Source organism: Lysinibacillus piscis (assembly GCF_026012395.1).
Classification (GTDB): domain Bacteria; phylum Bacillota; class Bacilli; order Bacillales_A; family Planococcaceae; genus Lysinibacillus; species Lysinibacillus piscis.
In genome coordinates this window covers 64,668-83,605 of record NZ_BRZA01000007.1, presented here as the reverse complement: position 1 = coordinate 83,605, position 18,938 = coordinate 64,668, and the positions used below count along the sequence as shown (strand labels likewise).

The window sequence follows — 18,938 nt, the reverse complement described above, 5'->3', positions numbered from 1 at the left end:
ACGTCAAAGGAGCAAGCTCCTTCTTCGTCCGCTCGACTTGCATGTATTAGGCACGCCGCCAGCGTTCGTCCTGAGCCAGGATCAAACTCTCCATAAAAGAGAAATCTGAATAGCTCAAATCTCATTGCTGGCATCATATTTTGGTATGATGTCCAAAATTGTCTTACTTCTATTGATTACGCTTTGTTTGTTCAGTTTTCAAGGTTCATATAAGTAACTTTTAATACTTTAACATCTCATTAACTATTTGTCAATCTAATATATTATTTTTTAAAAATTATTTGTTGTTCTCTTAACAACGTATCTAAATATATCATTAATATTTTAATAAAGCAACTACATTTTAAAAGAAAAATAATTCTGTTAAATCACCTATATAAATTCAAATTAATACGATTTTTATCATCAAATAAAAATTTACTTACTTCATCACTAAAAATAATAGAAGCAATGAATTATTTTGATTTATATCGCCTTTGTTTCTATAGCTCCCCTCTATCTATATCAGTCATCTCTTGATTAATTTAACATTGAATCTTCAAATATCTTTTATTGCTCAAAATAAAAGCTGTTCACAAATTAACATACACATTTGTGAACAGCTTTTTTCTATAGAGTTGCTAAATATAATAAGAAGATTACACCAAAGACATACATAATCGGACTAACCTCTTTTGCTTTTCCTTTAATAACCATTGTTAATGGATAGAAAACAAAGCCTACTGCGATACCAGTAGCAATCGAATATGTTAATGGCATCATAATCATTGTTAAAAATGATGGTACAGCGATTTCAAAACGATTCCAACTAATTTGCCCTAAGGAAGCGACCATTAAAACACCTACAATAATTAACGCTGGAGCAGTGACCGCTGATGTAATAACGCCTAACAATGGTGCAAAGAATAAAGCTAGTAAAAATAAGCAGCCTGTTACAATAGAAGCAAAGCCTGAACGTGCACCTGCAGCTACTCCAGAAGATGACTCTACATAAGAAGTGATTGTCGATGTACCAAAGATAGAACCAATAATGGTTGCAATAGAATCAGAAATTAACGCTTTACCTGCACGTGGTAAACGATTATTTTTTACTAGCCCTGCTTGATTTGCTACAGCCATTAATGTACCTGCATTATCAAAGAAATCTACAAATAAAAACGTTAAAATAACGGATAGCATCGATAATGTGTAGAAGCTTGGGTCAGAGAAAGCACTGAATAATGCACCGAATGTTGGCGCAATACTAGGTGGTGTATCCATCACTTTAGTTGGTAAATCTACAAGACCTGTTATCATGCCAACGATTGATGTAATCACCATGCCATAAAATACGCCACCTTTAACACCACGTACCATTAAAATAACCGTTACAATAATTCCGAAAATAGCTAATAATACTTTTGGATCACGCAAATCACCAATTCCAACTAAAGTAGCGTTATTATTGACGATAATTTCCGCATTCTGCATACCAATAAATGCAATAAATAAACCAATACCAGCGCCGACCGCTAGCTTTAACTCCATTGGAATAGCATTGATTAATTTTTCACGTAAACCTGTTAATGTTAATAATAAGAAGAAAACACCTGAAATAAATACTGCTGCTAACGCATGTTGCCATGGACTACCATTCACTAAAACAACTGTATAAGCAAAGAAAGCATTAAGTCCTAAACCAGGCGCTAAAGCTAGTGGATACTTTGCTAAGAATCCCATAATAAAACAGCCAATAGCCGCTGAAATTGCTGTTGCTACAAATACTGCGCCATAATCCATACGTAACGCATCTGGTAAATCTTTCACGCTATTCAATGTCAATGTCATTGGATTGACCACTAAAATATACGCCATTGCTAAAAATGTTGTAAAACCACCCAGAAACTCACGGCGATAGTTTGTTCCTAGTTCATCAAACATAAAATACTTTTTCATTCCAAAGAAATCCTCCGTTTGTCATCTTACACATCAAAAAAAGACACGCTTCCTATTCTACTAGTTGCATGCCTACGAATTACTTCATTAATTGATATAATGAAATTGTGATTTACTCACTAAATCGTAGTCAAGTCATTTACGGTAACTTGGTAGAAACTTACGGGCCTTATTCCCGACATTATACGACGACTTATTAAATTATAATAGTAATATATCATTTCATTTTTCATTTTTCAACCCTATTTCCGAACATTAATTATAAAAAACACAAAAAAGTTCGTGTAAATACATTCCAACACATGTTATAGGAGCCGATAAAAGATGAAAGCTGTTGTATTTGATTTAGATGGTACACTATTAAATCGTGATGCTTCATTAATTGCATTTGTAGAACATCAATATCATCGACTAGAAAAATTTTTAGATCATATTCCAAAAGAGCAATATATAAACCGTTTCATCACTTTAGATAACCACGGTTATACTTGGAAAGACAAGGTATATACACAGTTAATTACTGAATTCAATATCCAGCATCTATCTACTGAACAGCTATTAGCCGATTATATCCAACAATTTCAACACCACTGCATTGCCTTCCCTAATCTAGTAAAGCTCTTTCAACAATTAAAACAGCTAGATATCAAATTAGGCATTATTACAAATGGAATAGGGCAATTCCAGATGAGCAATATTCAAGCATTGGGAATTGACTTGTATGTGGACACTATACTAATTTCCGAATGGGAGGGTATCAAAAAACCAGACGCTGAAATTTTCATACGTGCCTTGCACAAATTGCATGTCACAGCAGATGAAAGTGTATTTGTTGGTGATCACCCTATCAATGATGTTCAAGCAGCTCAATTAGTTGGAATGACAAGTATTTGGAAGTCTAATTCACAATGGCAAGACGTTCAAGCTGATTTTATCATCAATGATTTGTTGGAGATTATTCCTATTGTGAAAATGCTCAAGTGAAATAATAAAAGCCCTCTGTTACTCACCTTTGAAGATGCCTAACAGAGAGCTTTTCTTTAATTAGTATGCTTTATCTCTCCACTCTACTTTGCAAGAGCTGGATTCTTTTTTCTAACTTTTGCTTCCAATCCTCCGCTAGTGCATCTACTGCTTGAATGCGTGTCATCGCAAGTGCATCTTCATTCTTAAAATACACTTCATTACAATGCAAAACAGATATACGTGCAGGATGTTTTTCTACGATTTCAATTTTTGAATCTGAATAAACTATACCCTCTTGCAGCACACGTGCAAGGAAACCTGTATAACCTGTTTCAATCATACGTTTGAGTAATGTGTTCGCTTCTGTATATTTATCAATCGTGCTGCATGGAATACGCCCCTGCGTAATTTGAATAACCGCATCACCGATTTTATAAACATCTCCAATACAAACATCTGCTTCTCTCATATTTGTTACTGTTAAGTTCTCACCAAATGCTGCTGTCGGCAATGCTTTACCAAGTTCCTGCTCCCATTGTGTATAATGCTCCAGCGGATATAAACAAACGGCACGATCAGGCCCACCATGATGTTTTTTATCCGCTACATCATTTCCTTTAAAGCCATCAACTGTCAAATACACTTGTGAAACTGCTTGTTTTTCAATCCCCGTCACCATAGAACGTCCCTTACCATACTGCAATTCTTTTGGCATACCAATAGCCAGTGTATGAATAAATGCGCTACTTTCCATTTAACCCCTCCTTCAATTTCTATTTCTTCAGTTTACTATAGCTAATCTTATCAGTCATCACTTTCCTCGATGACTCGCTCATAAATGATAGCTCCTCTATGAGTATCTATGGAGGAGTGACACTGTATATCTGTCTAGTAGCAAAATATATATTTGTCTTGCTCTATAACAACATTCGAAAGAAATGACACCGGAGTTAAATATTGTAGATTTGTTTTAGGAGTTTTCTTACTCTCTTTTGCTGAGGGGCAGGCAGGCCTTCAACTCTACTTTCCAATACTTCTACAAATTGACGTTGATTGTTTTCATGAATACAGATAGCTATTCGTTCTGCATGTTGACCAACTTCTTTTGAACGGCACTCTTGCAGATGTTGCATTAAAATAGGAAAAAGATGCTCTTCGTATTTTAAATCTTGCTTGCAGAGCTTGGCTAATACAGATACACCATTATCAACAGTAATCACACTTCCATGATGAAAGGCAAATACGATTTTGTCTGCTTGTTTAAAAATGTTACGGGATTCAAGCTCTACGATTTGCGATAAAGCAGTCATGCTTCCCCAAACAAGGCGATTATTTTTCGAAACCAACAACTCAAGAAATTGTTCATAATAAGAGGCAATCAAATCAGGTCGCTTTTCTCCAATTTCATACAGTACTTTAATACAATCGTTGGCGATCCGTTTATCTTTAGCTTTCAATCCATTTACAATTTCATTGATTCCATTTTGATTTTCAGTCTTAATCAATTCTTCTGCTAATTCAATATTCGGTAATTCATCATTTCTATTTTGATTAGTAGCTAATTTATCGAGCATCTGTATCCTCCTGTTGATAATTATTTAGCATTGCTTTCATGATTTCTTATAGAGATTGATTCAACTTTGTATCCAAGAAAAGAAGATATCTGTATCGATTTTAGCTATCTTCTCCAACTAAAAGCCCTATTAATTGAAAGGAACTTTAGCCTTTTTCTGATAATCATTTATTTGGATATCCATTCGTATTGAATATCAGCTAAATTTTCTTCATTTTCATGTCCTCTACCTATGATTTCAAATCCATGTTTTTCATAAAATCTTTGTGCATTTTCATTCACTTCAAATGTGTACAATCTTAATCTCCCGCTTGATTGTGCTTTCACTCTATCTAGTAATGTTGGGCCTATACCCATTCCCTGATAATCTACGTGAATATATAGCTGGCTTATTTCCCTTTCATTATAGGCAATTACTCCAACTACTTTTTCATCCATTAATGCTAAATCTATTTGAAACTGCTCAGATAATACATGATTTAAAAAATAAACGTGATTTTCAAAGCTATGAATTTCTTTTTGTCCAATAGCCTGTTCCTTGCTATCTCGCCACATAGCTACTGTTTGTTCAGCATATTTGGGATTATACTGAGTAATTATCATTTTGTGCTGGTTCACCACAATACCTCCTTAAGTTTAGTTTACTACTTTATGTATTGTTTTCTAAATATAAATTTGCTGAATACTGCCTGTTACAAGTATTTTAGCATTTATCAAACTTCCTGCTAACTATCTTCACTAACTTGCACCCTTAGTTGAATAACAATAATATTTTTGAAAACAAATTTAAATTTACCTACATTAAAGTGTATTTTGCAAAGGTAAATACCATATCTATTTTGGTTATAATTATCAAAAATTAAACTGAATCATTTTATAAGAGTGAAGCAAAATCATGATTTCTCTCCTAAAAATCAATTTCCTGCAAGCTATTTACGCAACCAGAAAACAAAAAGTGCAATGAAAGTGCAATAAAAACAAAAAAGGAGCTAGAAACCCCTGATACATAAGGGTTTCTAACTCTCCTACTACTATTCCCACTCAATCGTTGCTGGTGGCTTACTCGTAATATCATACAGCACGCGGTTAACATGTTTTACTTCGTTTACTAAACGTACAGATACTTTCTCCAATACATCCCAAGGAATACGTGCCCAGTCCGATGTCATGCCGTCGATAGATGTTACGGCACGGATACCGATTGCGTAGTCGTATGTGCGAGCATCGCCCATTACGCCCACTGAACGGATATCAGGTAGCACTGTGAAGTATTGCCAGATGTCACGGTCAAGACCCGCTTTGGCAATTTCTTCACGTAGGATGAAGTCTGATTCACGTACGATTTCTAATTTTTCCTCTGTTACTTCGCCAAGTACACGGATACCTAGACCAGGACCTGGGAATGGTTGACGCCAAACGATTTTTTCATCAAGACCAAGCTCTAAGCCTAATGCACGTACTTCATCTTTAAATAATGTTTTTAACGGCTCGATTAATTGGAATTGCATATCTTCAGGTAAGCCACCCACATTATGATGTGACTTGATTGTTTGAGCCGTTGATGTACCAGACTCGATAATGTCTGTGTAAAGTGTACCTTGTGCTAGGAAGTCCATGCCTTCAAGCTTGGATGCTTCTTCGTCAAATACATAAATAAATTCGTTACCAATAATTTTACGTTTTTTCTCTGGATCAGATACGCCTGCAAGTTTGTCCATAAAGCGCTGACGTGCATCGATTTTGATAAGATTCATATCAAAGTCTTCTGTGAATGTTTTCATGACCTGCTCTACTTCACCTTTACGGTTTAAGTTATGGTCAACAAACATACATGTTAACTGGTCACCAATGGCTTTGTGGATTAATACTGCCACAACTGATGAATCAACACCGCCTGAAAGGGCACATAATACCTTTTTATCGCCTACTGTTTCACGGATTTTTGCAATTTCAAGCTCAATAAAGTTAGCCATTGACCAATCGCCTTTTGCCGCACAAATATCGAATACAAATTGACGTAATAAGTCATTACCATATACAGAGTGACGAACTTCTGGGTGGAATTGTACAGCGTATAGCTGACGTTCTACATTCGCCATTGCCGCAATTGGGCATGCCGCACTTGTTGCAATGACTTCAAAGCCAGCAGGTACTTCTGTTACATGGTCACCATGGCTCATCCAGACGATTTGCTCTGCTGGTAATTCGCCAAATAGCTTTGTTGCAGCTGTTACTTGAATTTCTGCTTTACCATATTCACGTGTTTCAGCACCTTCTACTTTACCACCTTGTGTGTGTGCCATTAGTTGCATACCGTAGCAAATGCCTAAAATTGGTAAACCTAAGTCAAAAATAGCTGGGTCTACATGGAAAGCTTTCTCGTCATAAACAGAGTTTGGACCGCCTGAAAAAATAATACCTACTGCATTCATCGCTTTGATTTCTTCTGCTGTAATCGTATGTGGGTGTAGTTCACTGAACACACCAAACTCACGAATACGACGTGTGATTAATTGATTAAACTGGCTTCCGAAGTCAAGAACGACAATTTTTTCTTGTTCTTTTAATAATGGGCTAGCTGACAAGATTTCCACCTCTTCTATTATTTTTAAAGATTGTCATATGTTCAAAGAAAAGCGCGTATGAAAGTAAAAACTCTCTACGCGCTCATCGGTTTCTAATACTAATAAAGGTGAATGAAAATCCACCCTCATAGAGAAATCATTTATGGTGACTTCGTAGAAACATCCGAACCTTATTATCGAACTTATATGAAAGCAATCTTTAGTATATATAATTTTTTTCATTTTACCGCTTGTCCCTAGTAAAATCAACCGATAGTGCGATTAATTAAATTTTCCCAAATTTCTTTCAGCTTGATGAAGTCACTAGTTTGCGTACTATTACCATAAATATATTGCTCATAAACGGCTGTTAATGTACTCATTTCATCCGTCTCCAATGCAGCGTCCACACGCTCTGCAAATACGCGCAATGTTTCGCCATCTTTCCGTCGTAAGCCAATACGTGCTAATTGTTTCACCAATACTTGATAAGACGCATCGAAATTAGTCCAATCCGCTTCTTTTCTACGATAGACATGAATATGCATTTTCGGAAGCCACGTTTTGCGTTTCACAAATAATGTGATACCAGTAAAAAGTAGCACAATGCTAAGTACAATCAATACATATTTTAACCATTTCCATATTTCAACAAAGCCCACACCTGCAACAATCGCATTTTTTGGTGAATGCTCTTCTTTTTCTTCTTCAAGCTGCTTTTCAGGCTGTTCTTTCGGCTGTTCCTCTGGTTTTACAGGTTGCTCTTGCTGTGGTGTCTCATTTGTAAAATCATAATCAATATTCACATTGCTTGTAAAACCAATTGTTGGCTCAAACTCCATCCAACCTGTTCCTGGAATATATGCCTCCACCCATGAGTGAGCATTGTTATTTGTGACATGATATTCTTTTACATCGTTGACTGTAGCGCCTTCTTCACCTGAAGCAAAGCCCTTTACCCAACGAGCTGGAATACCAACTGAACGTAACAAAACAATCATAGAAGTAGAAAAATTATCACAGTAACCCATCTTTGTTTCAAATAAAAATTGGTCAACATAATCTTCATCTTCTGCTGGTATAGCTACCTCATTTTTATCATAAATAAAGCTATTCATTGTAAAGTACCGTTCAATCGCTTTAATCTGCTCATATACAGAGGATTGGTTTTGTGTAATACGAATGGCTAAATCTTTTACTCTTTGTGGAACAGTCTCTGGTAATTGCAAAAAGCGCTCAAAATCTGAACTTAATGTTTCAAGCATAGCTGGATTAGATAACTGCAATTCTTCGTCTTTATATACAGGCTTACTATACGTTAGCTGATACTTTTCCAGTAGCTTAGCTTTACCATCTAGTTGTTGCACTGTAATCTTTTCATTGTGTGTATCTTGTATAAAAATAGCATCATCACCTGTTGCAACAGATATCATTCCATATGTTTGAAGTAAAAACGGCATAGGCATTGCCATTTCAATTTCAGTTTGACGTACTTGATCAGATGGTCCAATTGGCAAAGAGCTAGGAATTCTCATATTTTCGTTATACACCAATTGTTCAAAAGTACCTTTCGATTTCACCCAACCTTTGGATGTATATGTATCCTTTGTATCAATGCGCCAATAGTGACGGTCTTGGGATTTAGCTGTAAAAACAAGCGTATCATCTCCTTGGAATGGACCTCCTAATTGGCTATCATCTTCACCATATCCTACCGTTCTACTACCACTTCCACCATTCCCATAGCCAGTCACATTTTTAATGAATGGTACTGGGTCTGCCCATGTTGGACCTGTTTTCGGTAAGGAGAAGGCAACAACACTCACAAAAAGAATAGAAATAATCATTGGTAATGTAATCAGCCATTTTTTCGCTACATCTACTGGTTGATCACTTTGAATCCATAAGCGTTCTATCGTCAGCACTCCTGTTAATATCAATCCTAAAATCAGCACTTTGATAATCGCTACTTTACCATCATAGTCACTAAAGGTATCTAATGTTGCGATGAAAAATACGGTTAACGCCAGGAAATAAAAGATATTTTTACGCACAGCTACCCAATGATGAATCAAATAGATAAGCATCCAGATTAGTGCTAAAAAAAGAATGGTGCGGAAGCTATCTGTTACTTGTCCGAAATTCCCTGAAGTAATAGCCAACATATTCAATTTCCATTCATTCGCTAAATATGGAATGGTTTCTCTTGATAAAAAAGGATATTTACTATAGCTAAATACGACAAACCATGTAATATAGACAATTTTAATCGTCCCCGATAGCAACGGATGTATTTGCAATAAGCTAAGCACTAATGCTAAACCTATAAATACTAAAAATAGATGCAACATACCTGTATTCGTTAATTCCATTACAGGTGTCAGCCATTCACGTAAAATAAAAAAGATAATGATATAGGCAAATGTCAATTCACCTAAATTGGTTAATGATTTTTTCACGGCCTTCTCCCCTCCGTGAGTAAATAATAGTAATTCGCAGGGTCCACATAGACAATTTGAATTTTTTTATCATAGTGAATTTGCTGTGATACTGGCTCTTCTCCAATGACAAAACAAATACAATGATTAACAATATTCGCCAACAGATGAAGTACTTCATCTGTTAACGTATCTGTTACATATAGCAGTGTAGCCACTCGCTGGAAAATCTGCTCATCCTGTAGCTGTAAATGAACCTTATGAACAGGTTTAATCGCTGCTAGATGATACATCACTTGTCCTAGCTGTTGATGGCCTTGAATAAACGGAAATACTTTCGTATCAGCTCCTAGCGAAATAAAAGAAGCGTCCCCTCGTTCCTTCACAATCGTTTGTAGCATAGATGCGACGAGCTCCACTTTTTCTTCAAATAATGGAGAGCTTTTGGCATTTAATAAGAGAACGACTTCCTGTGATTGACGGTCTTCAAATTCCTTTGTTTGTAATGTTTGTGTCTTAGCAAATGCTTTCCAATGAATCCATGAAAATCGATCACCTGGTACATAATTACGCAATCCTACCGCCATCGTTGTATCTTTCACAATTGAATAAGATGATGTAGCTGTGCCTTTGTCAAACTTCGCTTGCAATGCAGCATATTTCATTTCACGTATACGAGGATAGACTAGAATGACTTGCTCATCATTTGCCGTGACCTGTTTCTTTGCCCAACCGAAAAAATCGTACAACATGAATGTCACCCCTTGGTAACGGTGTTCACCACGAGGCATACACTCTAACGTATACTGCCAAATGAAGGTTTTCCGAAAGCCTACAAATTGAAGACCATTCGTTCCGCCCATCTTCGCTTGCACCAACGCCTCACTGTTGACAAGCTCTTCCATCGTCAAATAGGCAAATGGGAAATAGGTTTTACGTTCTACTATCAGTGTGACCTTAGCTGACTGTCCATTTTCTATATGTGTAGGTTCAATTATACGTGTCACCTTTACAATTTCCTCTCTCACTAGTAAGCACATGAGTGCATAAAGTAAAAAGGGCGTCATTGTAAAAAAGACAAACCAACTGACAAATCCACCTTGAAACATGGCATAACAAAATATAGCTACCATTAATAAAACAACGAATGCAAAATGTTTATGTTTCCCTACCGCTCTCCACCATTTTTTCATCGCTCAGCAAACCTTTTTGTCGGCACAGGTGTTTTCGCAATAATCCGTTCGATAATCTCCTCTGCTCGAATTTGCTCATAACGAGCTTCAGGCTTTAATAGCACTCGATGACTAAAAACAAAGCGAGCTAAATATTGTACATCATCAGGTGTTACATAATTACGACCTTTGATAAAGGCATATGCTTGTGCAGCCTTCATCAATGACAAGGTCGCCCGTGGACTAACACCTAAATGCACATAGCTGTTTTCTCGCGTTTGTGTCGCTAATTCAACGATATAGCTTTTCACAGAATCCTCCACATACACACCTTGGATAAGCTCTTGTAGTTCGATTAGTTGTGTCAGTGTCAATACAGCTTCCAGTTGTTCAATCGGTCGTCCTGTTTCGGCACGGCGTAATATTTCCATCTCCTCTTTTCTTGAAGGATAGCCCATTTTAATTTTCATTAAAAAACGGTCAAGTTGCGCCTCTGGCAATGGATACGTCCCTTCATGTTCAATTGGATTTTGTGTAGCCATGACGAAAAACGGCTGTTGAATGGCAAAGGTATGTCCATCTATTGTGACAGAAGATTCCTCCATCCCTTCTAATAAAGCAGATTGTGTTTTCGGGGATGTACGATTAATTTCATCAGCTAATATAACATTGCCCATAATCGGTCCTGCTCTAAATTCAAATTCCATTGTTTTTGGGTTATACATTGAAATCCCTACCACATCTGATGGCAATAAATCAGGTGTAAATTGAATGCGTTTAAATTGGGCATCAAAGGATTTGGCTAATGCTCTTACCATCATAGTCTTTCCAACACCAGGGACATCTTCAAGTAAAATATGTCCTCTTGCTAGTAAAGCAACAATACTCAGCTCAGCAACCTCTCGTTTTCCAACAATCACTTTCTCTATATTATCAATTACACGTTGTATTTGTTCATTCATACCTCAAACCTCCTGCTTCATCCAACAATTGTTTAAATTGTACAAAAACTCACCTTTAGCATAACGAAATTTCCACAGTAATACAAATATGAACCTCAATATCCATTATACTTTAACTAGGACGTGTCTAAAAACGTGTCACTTCATGAATAATCGGGCGAATGCGTTTGCTTTGCGGGCGAAACATTACTTTTGACAGGGCTTTTGTACAAAATGATGGATAGTAAAAGCATACATAGCATCTGAATTTGTAGTTTTTAGACACATCTTAGCTATCATCTAGATTTTTTTGAATATGTAAAGGAAATGACTGAGGCTAAATCAAAATAAAAAGCCCTCTACATCCAAATCGTGTAGAGAGCTGCTTATATGGAAGAACGGTAACTTTTGAGTAGCTTCTTTTGCTTGCTTAAACGATTAAGCTTCGTTGCCGTTTCATTTAATTCATTATGCATGTGTAAATCCTGTGCATTGCTTACAACTGCGATGTCTAATGCGTTCATTTGATGTTGAACACCCTGTGCGCGATGAGTCGTCCGCTGCTGCTCTTTATTTTTCCGCATATTCTGCTGAAATTGCTTCTTCGCATGTTGATTAAAATTATGACTAACATCACTCGCATGTAAATACGGCTGGTCATTTCGGAACGTACTGCTTGTCGTTGCACTTATTCTAGAAGTTCTCATCTATCGTTACCCTCCTTTATCATTCCATTCCCTCTATAGGTATTTATATCGACATTATATGCAGGAAATGAAGCATATAGTACTGTTTACATACAAAAAAAGCTATGTCTCGAATAGAAACATAGCTTTTCAGTATTATTTTCTCCAAAAATCATCAAAAATTGTAATCGGCATATGGCGTTTATGTTGGGAGCGTAAATAATGTCCCTCTAGTATTTGACGAGCCTCCTCAGGAATTATCTTACCCTCCAAATAATCATCAATTTGCTCATATGTGACCCCAAGAGCTGTTTCATCTGGTAATGATGGACGATTTTCTTCTAAATCTGCTGTTGGCACTTTAATATATAAATGTGCAGGACAATCAAGGGCTGCTAATAACTGCTTACCTTGGCGCTTATTGAGACGGAAAATAGGCATTAAATCTGCTCCACCATCACCAAATTTCGTATAAAATCCTGTGATAGCCTCTGCCGCATGGTCTGTTCCTAAAACGACTGCATTGTGCATAGCTGCGATGGAATATTGCACTTTCATACGCTCACGAGCCTTTTCATTTCCTTTGACAAAATCGCTTATTTCCACACCTGCATCTACTAATGCTTGCACACTCGCATCCACTGCACCTTTAATATTGACTGTATAATTTTTCGTAGATTGTATAAATGCTAAAGCATCCTGACAATCCTGCTCATCTGCCTGTGCACCATATGGTAGACGTACAGTCCAAAATGAATACCGTTCTTCTCCCGCTTCTACATTTAGCTCATCCACCGCAAGCTGTGTAAGCTTTCCTGTTAGTGTGGAATCTTGACCGCCCGATATACCAAGCACAAAGCCTTTGACAAAAGGATAACGCTTTGCATAATCCTTTAAAAATTGAATCGACCGACGAATTTCATATTGTACATCAATTGTTGGTAAGACATGTAATTCTTTAATAATTTGCTGTTGCAATGTCATCTGTAATTGCCCTCCTATAAATGGCTGACCATTTCGCTTGCCTCTTGAATATTGCGCATTTTATTATCCCAGCATTTTTGGCTCAAATCGACAGGGTATTCTTCAGGGTTCATCGCACGTTTGTATTCATCCCATAGTAAATTCAAGTTTTCAGCGGCATAATTACGCATTTCCTCTAATGTAGGGTTGTCATAAATAATTTCACCCTTTTGAATAACGTGCTGATGTAAATTTTTCGCTTCAAAATTTGTGACAAATTTCGACACAAATGTATGCACAGGATGGAACATTTTGATACGTTCCTCTGTTGCTGGATTTTCATCCTGCAATGTAATATAGTCCCCTTCAGCCTTACCATTCTCTTTATCAATAATACGGTAAACATGTTTTAAACCTGGTGTTGTGACCTTCTCTGCATTTGCTGAAATTTTAATGGTATCCGCTAACAGTCCTTCTTTATTTTCAATAGCCACCATTTTATAAACAGCCCCTAGCGCAGGTTGGTCGTAGGCAGTAATCAACTTTGTACCGATTCCCCAAACGTCTACCTTTGCATCCTGTGCCTTTAAATTTAAAATTGTATATTCATCTAAATCATTTGACACAATAATTTTTGCATTTGGGAAGCCAGCCTCATCTAGCATACGGCGGGCCTCTTTTGATAAAAAGGCAATATCTCCACTATCTAAACGAATGCCAACAAAATTAATTTTATCTCCTAGCTCTTTTGCTACTTTGATAGCTGTTGGTACACCAGATTTTAACGTATTGTAAGTATCCACTAAAAATACGCAATCACGATGACGTTTTGCATATGCATGGAAGGCATCATAATCGTTTTTATAGGCTTGCACCAGTGCATGTGCGTGTGTACCTGATACAGGGATATTGAATAGCTTCCCAGCACGAACATTACTAGTAGATGCAAAGCCACCAATAAATGCTGCCCTTGTTCCCCAAATTGCGGCATCCATCTCATGCGCACGACGTGTACCAAATTCCATAGCTGCTTCATTTTTTATGATTTGCTTAATGCGGCTTGCTTTTGTGGCAATCAGTGTTTGGTAATTTACGATATTCAACAACGCAGTTTCAATTAACTGTGCCTCTACTAATGGTGCTTCGATGCGAATAATCGGCTCATTCGCAAAGACTAGCTCTCCCTCCACCATTGAATAGACATCCCCCGTAAAGCGAATATCCTTCAAATAGGCTAGAAAATCATCTTGATAGCCAAGCTCCTCACGCAAATAAGCAATATCTGAGTCACTGAAATGAAAATCATGTAAATATGCCAGTATACGTTCTAACCCTGCAAAAATAGCGTAGCCATTACCAAATGGTAGCTTTCGGAAATATATTTCAAAGACAGCTTTACGGTTATGTACACCATCTGCCCAATACGATTCTGCCATATTGATTTGATACAAATCTGTGTGCAACGCTAAACTATCATCTGCATAGTTCGATCTCATAAAAATCCCCTCTTTCCATCAGTCTATTCGCCAGAACTAAGTATCTCTTTTGTCGATATTTGTCCAACGAATTCAAAATATTAGTCCTAGTATACACCATATCTCAAAAAACTTGTGTGCAATCTTCTCTCCATTCATGTTAGAAAACCTTACATTAAAAATCAGAATTTTCAGTTTAGTTCACAATTCAGACACAATTAAAGATAGCGCTTTCATCCTTTTTATATAAACTTCAAAAAATTTTTATTTCAAAAGGCGAAATATTTCATGTCACAAAACCTAACATGACTAAACAAAAATATATTGCTCTATTATCCATTCGTCGTTAACATGAAAACAAATCATAACAAGGAGCTGAAATGTATGAAAAAAATTGAGGCGATTATTCGTCCTGAGGTTTTTGGTGCTGTCCGTGATGGCTTAGCAAAAGAAGGTTTTGCAGGTCTTAGTGTTTCGGAAATTGCTGGCTGTGGTCGTCAGCTAGGGCATACAGGACTATTTCGTGGTAACACGTATGAAATTGAATTTTTACCAAAGCTAAAATTAGAGTTAATTGTTGATGATGACAAAGTAAACCCTATCGTTGAAGTATTACTACGTGATGCAGCAACAGGTAAGGTTGGTGATGGGAAAATTTTCATTTATCCTATAGAACAAGCAATTCGGATTCGTACAAAAGAAGTCGGATCTGTTGCAGTAGAATAAGGAGGCGCTAATTTATGAATGAGGCATTATTATCGGTTAATTTAGTTTGGGTTATGCTCGGTACCATTTTAGTTTTTCTTATGCATGCAGGGTTCGCCATGGTAGAAGCTGGATTTACACGTTCTAAAAACGCAGTCAATATTATTATGAAAAACTTCCTGACTATTTCTCTTGGTGCGGTTATTTACTTTTTATGTGGCTATGCTGTCATGTTTGGTGATACAGCTGGTGGTCTATTTGGTACAAGTGGCTTCGCTTTACAAGGCGACCATGATCTTGCATTCTTTATTTTCCAAACAATGTTTGCTGCAACAGGTGCAACGATTCTCTCTGGCGCTGTAGCAGAACGTACAAATATTTTCGCTTATATTGGTGTCATTATTTTAATGACTCTGTTCGTATATCCTGTTGTTGGTCACTGGGTTTGGAGTGGGCAAGGATGGTTAACGGACCTTGGCTTTATTGATTTTGCTGGTTCTACAGTTGTGCACTTAACAGGAGCTGTAGCAGCTTGTATTGCAGCAATTATGATTGGCCCTCGACTTGGGAAATATGAAAATGGTCATGTGAATGTTATTACAGGGCATAGTATTCCATTAGGAGCTTTAGGTGTATTTCTACTATGGTTTGGCTGGTTTGGCTTCAATGGTGCTTCTACATTAGTCGCTGATCCATCCCTAGTACCTAGTGTTATCGCTAATACCTTCTTCGCTGGAGCTGTTGGCGTTGTAGCAACTGCCTTTTATACAAAATTCCGCTATGGCTATATTGATGGTTCATTGACATTAAATGGTGCGCTGGCAGGGCTTGTAGGTATTACAGCTGGAGCAGCGAATGTTAGTATTTTTGGTTCAATGATGATTGGTCTTGTAGCAGCACCTTTATTAGTTGAAGGTCTTCGTTTTATTGAATGGAAACTAAAAATTGATGACCCTGTTGGTGCTATTGCTGTACACGGTATTTGCGGTGTTTGGGGAACATTAGCAGTTGGTTTATTCGATACACATGGGCAAGGGTTATTTTATGGCGGTGGTCTGCACTTGCTTGGTATTCAAGCTATCGGCGTGCTGGCAGCCATTGTCTGGGTTAGTGTTTCCGTAACTATTGGCTTACGTGTTATTCAATTATTTGTACCATTACGTGTATCTGCTGAAGAGGAAATGGGTGGATTGGACGTAAGTGAACATGGAACGCCTGCATATGAATACCAAGAAGTATTCAAAAGCTCTGCTATTCAAGGCGAAACATTCGCACAGCGTTTAACACATTTCGGCAAAACGCACACACATGAAAAAACAACTACGTCATAATGAAAAAACGGCGACCATCTTATATGGTTGCCGTTTTTATTGTAATTGATGTTATGCTTTTGGTACATCATAACTCATAATGATTAGCGGTCCTTTTGTTCCCATACGGCGTACTCCCCGATCAACGAATCCACATTTATGATAAAGCACTTGTGCTCCGACATTCGCTTCATTCACAGCTAATACAATTTCATTAATAGTCGGATAATGCTTTTCTACAAAATGAGGTAGAATCAATAATGCTTGCTTAGCATACCCTTTGCCTTGATGGTGAAAATCCGTAGAAAAAGCTCGTAGTAAAATGGCTTTGTCATTGTCACTATATGGCTTGACACCTTCATTAGCATGCAGAACAAAAAAAGTTACAAGTTCACCATTATCGTTCAGTGCTAAAATATTTGCTCTGTCTGCATCTTGCTCTGCTAATTGTAAGCAATTTTGCGGCGTATTTGTATAGCGTAATTGTTCTTCGACTAACTGATAATTTTGTACGTTCGCTTTATATCGTTCTTCATATTTTACCAACTCCATCATATCACCATCCAAAACATATGTTCTTAATATGAATTGTAACACATAATAATTATATCGTGTTAGAGTTATAATAGAAAATTTTGCATTATAAATAGAAGGAGCTTATATATGATGGAATCCGCTATTGATTTTCACAATGTTAGCTTTACTGTACAAGACAAGCAAATTTTAAAAATGATTACTGGCACTTTTTTTAAAGGTAAAATTACGACACTCGTTGGTCCATCTGGTGCTGGCAAAACCACATTACTCAAGTTATGTAATGGCTTGCTCTCTCCCTCAGCAGGACAAATTTCTATCAATCAGCAAGCTATTGAACAATATGAGCCAACTGCTTTACGAAAACAAGTTGGCATGGCATTACAGGCAGCACCTATGATTACAGGGACTGTTTTTGAAAATTTGGCATTGCCTCGCACCTTACAAGGAAAACAGCTAACACAGCGTGAAGCCATTTCGTATTTGCATGATGTTGGGCTCGATGACCGTTTCTTAAATCGCACTGCACAGGAGCTATCAGGTGGGCAACAGCAAAAAATCTCTATAGCTCGCACATTGATTAATCAATCATCTATTTTATTGCTAGATGAAATTACGTCAGCTCTTGACCCACAATCTGTGCACGATATTGAATCATTAATTACACGTATTAATCAAAAATACCAGGTGACCATTATTTGGATTACGCATAATTTGCGACAAGCACTCTCTATTGGACATTATACATGGGTGATGATGGATGGTAGACTTGTGGAATCTGGTGACAGCTCCTTGCTTAATGCCCCAACAAATCCAGCGGTTGCTCAATTTATTCAAGGAGTGAAGGCATGACGTATACATCATTAGCGTTAACTTTAATTTTTGTAATGATTCCTCTTATATTATCAAAAACATTAAAGCTTGAATTGGAGAAAGATACACTTATCGCCACATTACGCTCGATTATTCAATTACTAGCAGTCGGTTATATTTTAAATTTTGTTTTCGATGCACAAAGCTATCTTTATATAATTTTGATGGTAGCTTTAATGATTAGTGTAGCTACATTAAATGCTCGAAAAAAAGGCAAAGGCATTCAAGGAATTACGTGGAAAATAGCCGTCACATTATGTACTGTTGAAATCGTCACACAAGGCGTTTTACTCGGCTTTCATATCATACCTGCCACAGCCCAATATATCATTCCGATAAGTGGCATGCTCATTGGCAATGCTATGGTTTTATCCATTCTATTTTTAAATCGTTTTACAGCAGAAATCACCAGTCATCAGCACGAAATTGAACTCATTTTGTCCCTTGGTGGAACGCCAAAGCAGGCGATTCATCGACAGCTTATTCATGCCATCAAAGCAAGTATGATTCCAACGATTGAAAGTCAAAAAACAATCGGTCTTGTCCAATTACCAGGTATGATGAGTGGTCAAATTATTGGTGGCGCTGATCCTATTCAAGCTGTACAATTTCAACTTTTAATCATTTTTGCCCTGCTCACAACGGCTACATTATCAAGTATTATGATTGGCTTTTTAAGCTATCCTTCCCTTTTTAATGAGCGTATGCAAATATTGCAATTCAAAGAATTATGATTGATTAAGGATGAATATTTCATAAATTATGTTATACTAAAAAGAAAATGCTGTTAGGAGAATGACACC

Annotated in this window: 17 protein-coding genes, 1 rRNA gene and 2 riboswitches; of the genes, 5 read left to right on the top strand and 13 right to left on the bottom strand. The window is 37.0% G+C overall.

Going from position 1 to position 18,938, the window contains the following annotated elements; all coding sequences use genetic code 11:
* Together OPF91_RS17320 and OPF91_RS17315 are read right to left on the bottom strand one after the other, a co-directional pair.
* A 16S ribosomal RNA gene (locus OPF91_RS17320) occupies positions 1–97 on the bottom strand; the annotation flags it as partial.
* Positions 98–609: 512 nt separating this feature from the next.
* Positions 610–1,935 carry an NCS2 family permease gene (locus OPF91_RS17315; protein WP_264990180.1) on the bottom strand — a complete coding sequence of 442 codons (1,326 nt, stop codon included), beginning with the start codon at positions 1,933–1,935 and terminating at the stop codon, positions 610–612.
* Between the two features lie 107 nt (positions 1,936–2,042).
* Positions 2,043–2,144, bottom strand: a riboswitch (purine riboswitch).
* A 115-nt stretch (positions 2,145–2,259) separates the two neighbouring features.
* On the opposite strand from OPF91_RS17315, the gene OPF91_RS17310 reads away from it, so the two are divergent.
* Positions 2,260–2,919: an HAD family hydrolase gene (locus tag OPF91_RS17310; RefSeq protein ID WP_264990179.1), complete on the top strand. Its 660-nt coding sequence runs from the start codon at positions 2,260–2,262 to the stop codon at positions 2,917–2,919.
* Positions 2,920–2,989: 70 nt separating this feature from the next.
* Here OPF91_RS17310 and OPF91_RS17305 read toward each other — a convergent pair whose 3' ends face one another.
* The 10 genes from OPF91_RS17305 to OPF91_RS17260 all read right to left on the bottom strand — a co-directional run bounded on the left by OPF91_RS17305 (position 2,990) and on the right by OPF91_RS17260 (position 14,734).
* Entirely contained in the window at positions 2,990–3,655 is a 666-nt protein-coding gene (locus tag OPF91_RS17305; protein WP_264990178.1) for an MOSC domain-containing protein, read from the bottom strand.
* Positions 3,656–3,851: 196 nt separating this feature from the next.
* Positions 3,852–4,475: a hypothetical protein gene (locus OPF91_RS17300; protein WP_264990177.1), complete on the bottom strand. Its 624-nt coding sequence runs from the start codon at positions 4,473–4,475 to the stop codon at positions 3,852–3,854.
* A 167-nt stretch (positions 4,476–4,642) separates the two neighbouring features.
* The gene (locus tag OPF91_RS17295; protein WP_264990176.1) at positions 4,643–5,092 is read right to left on the bottom strand and encodes a GNAT family N-acetyltransferase; all 450 of its coding nucleotides are present in this window, start codon (positions 5,090–5,092) and stop codon (positions 4,643–4,645) included.
* A gap of 413 nt (positions 5,093–5,505) precedes the next feature.
* Positions 5,506–7,059 carry a glutamine-hydrolyzing GMP synthase gene (guaA, locus tag OPF91_RS17290; protein WP_264990175.1) on the bottom strand — a complete coding sequence of 518 codons (1,554 nt, stop codon included), beginning with the start codon at positions 7,057–7,059 and terminating at the stop codon, positions 5,506–5,508.
* Positions 7,060–7,167: 108 nt separating this feature from the next.
* Positions 7,168–7,269, bottom strand: a riboswitch (purine riboswitch).
* A gap of 35 nt (positions 7,270–7,304) precedes the next feature.
* Entirely contained in the window at positions 7,305–9,497 is a 2,193-nt protein-coding gene (locus OPF91_RS17285) for a transglutaminase TgpA family protein (protein ID WP_264990174.1), read from the bottom strand.
* Positions 9,494–10,669, bottom strand: coding sequence for a DUF58 domain-containing protein (locus tag OPF91_RS17280; RefSeq protein ID WP_264990173.1), 1,176 nt, complete (start codon positions 10,667–10,669; stop codon positions 9,494–9,496). Before OPF91_RS17280 ends, OPF91_RS17285 begins: the two co-directional genes overlap by 4 nt.
* Positions 10,666–11,610 carry an AAA family ATPase gene (locus tag OPF91_RS17275; protein WP_264990172.1) on the bottom strand — a complete coding sequence of 315 codons (945 nt, stop codon included), beginning with the start codon at positions 11,608–11,610 and terminating at the stop codon, positions 10,666–10,668. The genes OPF91_RS17280 and OPF91_RS17275 overlap by 4 nt, the downstream gene beginning before the upstream one ends.
* A 365-nt stretch (positions 11,611–11,975) precedes the next feature.
* Complete coding sequence (locus tag OPF91_RS17270; RefSeq protein ID WP_264990171.1) at positions 11,976–12,296, bottom strand: NAD synthetase; 321 nt, start codon at positions 12,294–12,296, stop codon at positions 11,976–11,978.
* A gap of 135 nt (positions 12,297–12,431) precedes the next feature.
* A complete protein-coding gene (gene nadE / locus OPF91_RS17265) occupies positions 12,432–13,259 on the bottom strand; it encodes an NAD(+) synthase (protein WP_264990170.1) in 828 nt (275 codons plus the stop codon).
* A 14-nt stretch (positions 13,260–13,273) separates the two neighbouring features.
* Entirely contained in the window at positions 13,274–14,734 is a 1,461-nt protein-coding gene (locus tag OPF91_RS17260; protein WP_264990169.1) for a nicotinate phosphoribosyltransferase, read from the bottom strand.
* 363 nt (positions 14,735–15,097) lie between these two features.
* On the opposite strand from OPF91_RS17260, the gene OPF91_RS17255 reads away from it, so the two are divergent.
* Entirely contained in the window at positions 15,098–15,439 is a 342-nt protein-coding gene (locus OPF91_RS17255) for a P-II family nitrogen regulator (RefSeq protein ID WP_264990168.1), read from the top strand.
* A gap of 14 nt (positions 15,440–15,453) precedes the next feature.
* Positions 15,454–16,749, top strand: a complete 1,296-nt coding sequence (locus OPF91_RS17250; RefSeq protein WP_264990167.1) for an ammonium transporter — start codon at positions 15,454–15,456, stop codon at positions 16,747–16,749.
* Between the two features lie 51 nt (positions 16,750–16,800).
* On the opposite strand, the gene OPF91_RS17245 is transcribed toward OPF91_RS17250, so the two are convergent.
* Positions 16,801–17,280 carry a GNAT family N-acetyltransferase gene (locus OPF91_RS17245; RefSeq protein ID WP_264990166.1) on the bottom strand — a complete coding sequence of 160 codons (480 nt, stop codon included), beginning with the start codon at positions 17,278–17,280 and terminating at the stop codon, positions 16,801–16,803.
* 111 nt (positions 17,281–17,391) lie between these two features.
* On the opposite strand from OPF91_RS17245, the gene OPF91_RS17240 reads away from it, so the two are divergent.
* Complete coding sequence (locus OPF91_RS17240; protein ID WP_264990165.1) at positions 17,392–18,114, top strand: ABC transporter ATP-binding protein; 723 nt, start codon at positions 17,392–17,394, stop codon at positions 18,112–18,114.
* The gene (locus OPF91_RS17235) at positions 18,111–18,869 is read left to right on the top strand and encodes an ABC transporter permease (protein ID WP_264990164.1); all 759 of its coding nucleotides are present in this window, start codon (positions 18,111–18,113) and stop codon (positions 18,867–18,869) included. Before OPF91_RS17240 ends, OPF91_RS17235 begins: the two co-directional genes overlap by 4 nt.
* Positions 18,870–18,938 lie beyond the last annotated feature (69 nt).

Bases quoted from the DNA above. Each gene is read 5' to 3' on its own strand.
- OPF91_RS17315 (WP_264990180.1), bottom strand. From the start codon at position 1,935: ATGAAAAAGTATTTTATGTTTGATGAACTAGGAACAAACTATCGCCGT.
- OPF91_RS17310 (WP_264990179.1), top strand. From the start codon at position 2,260: ATGAAAGCTGTTGTATTTGATTTAGATGGTACACTATTAAATCGTGAT.
- OPF91_RS17305 (WP_264990178.1), bottom strand. From the start codon at position 3,655: ATGGAAAGTAGCGCATTTATTCATACACTGGCTATTGGTATGCCAAAA.
- OPF91_RS17300 (WP_264990177.1), bottom strand. From the start codon at position 4,475: ATGCTCGATAAATTAGCTACTAATCAAAATAGAAATGATGAATTACCG.
- OPF91_RS17280 (WP_264990173.1), bottom strand. From the start codon at position 10,669: ATGAAAAAATGGTGGAGAGCGGTAGGGAAACATAAACATTTTGCATTC.
- OPF91_RS17275 (WP_264990172.1), bottom strand. From the start codon at position 11,610: ATGAATGAACAAATACAACGTGTAATTGATAATATAGAGAAAGTGATT.
- OPF91_RS17270 (WP_264990171.1), bottom strand. From the start codon at position 12,296: ATGAGAACTTCTAGAATAAGTGCAACGACAAGCAGTACGTTCCGAAAT.
- nadE (WP_264990170.1), bottom strand. From the start codon at position 13,259: ATGACATTGCAACAGCAAATTATTAAAGAATTACATGTCTTACCAACA.
- OPF91_RS17260 (WP_264990169.1), bottom strand. From the start codon at position 14,734: ATGAGATCGAACTATGCAGATGATAGTTTAGCGTTGCACACAGATTTG.
- OPF91_RS17255 (WP_264990168.1), top strand. From the start codon at position 15,098: ATGAAAAAAATTGAGGCGATTATTCGTCCTGAGGTTTTTGGTGCTGTC.
- OPF91_RS17250 (WP_264990167.1), top strand. From the start codon at position 15,454: ATGAATGAGGCATTATTATCGGTTAATTTAGTTTGGGTTATGCTCGGT.
- OPF91_RS17245 (WP_264990166.1), bottom strand. From the start codon at position 17,280: ATGGAGTTGGTAAAATATGAAGAACGATATAAAGCGAACGTACAAAAT.
- OPF91_RS17240 (WP_264990165.1), top strand. From the start codon at position 17,392: ATGATGGAATCCGCTATTGATTTTCACAATGTTAGCTTTACTGTACAA.
- OPF91_RS17235 (WP_264990164.1), top strand. From the start codon at position 18,111: ATGACGTATACATCATTAGCGTTAACTTTAATTTTTGTAATGATTCCT.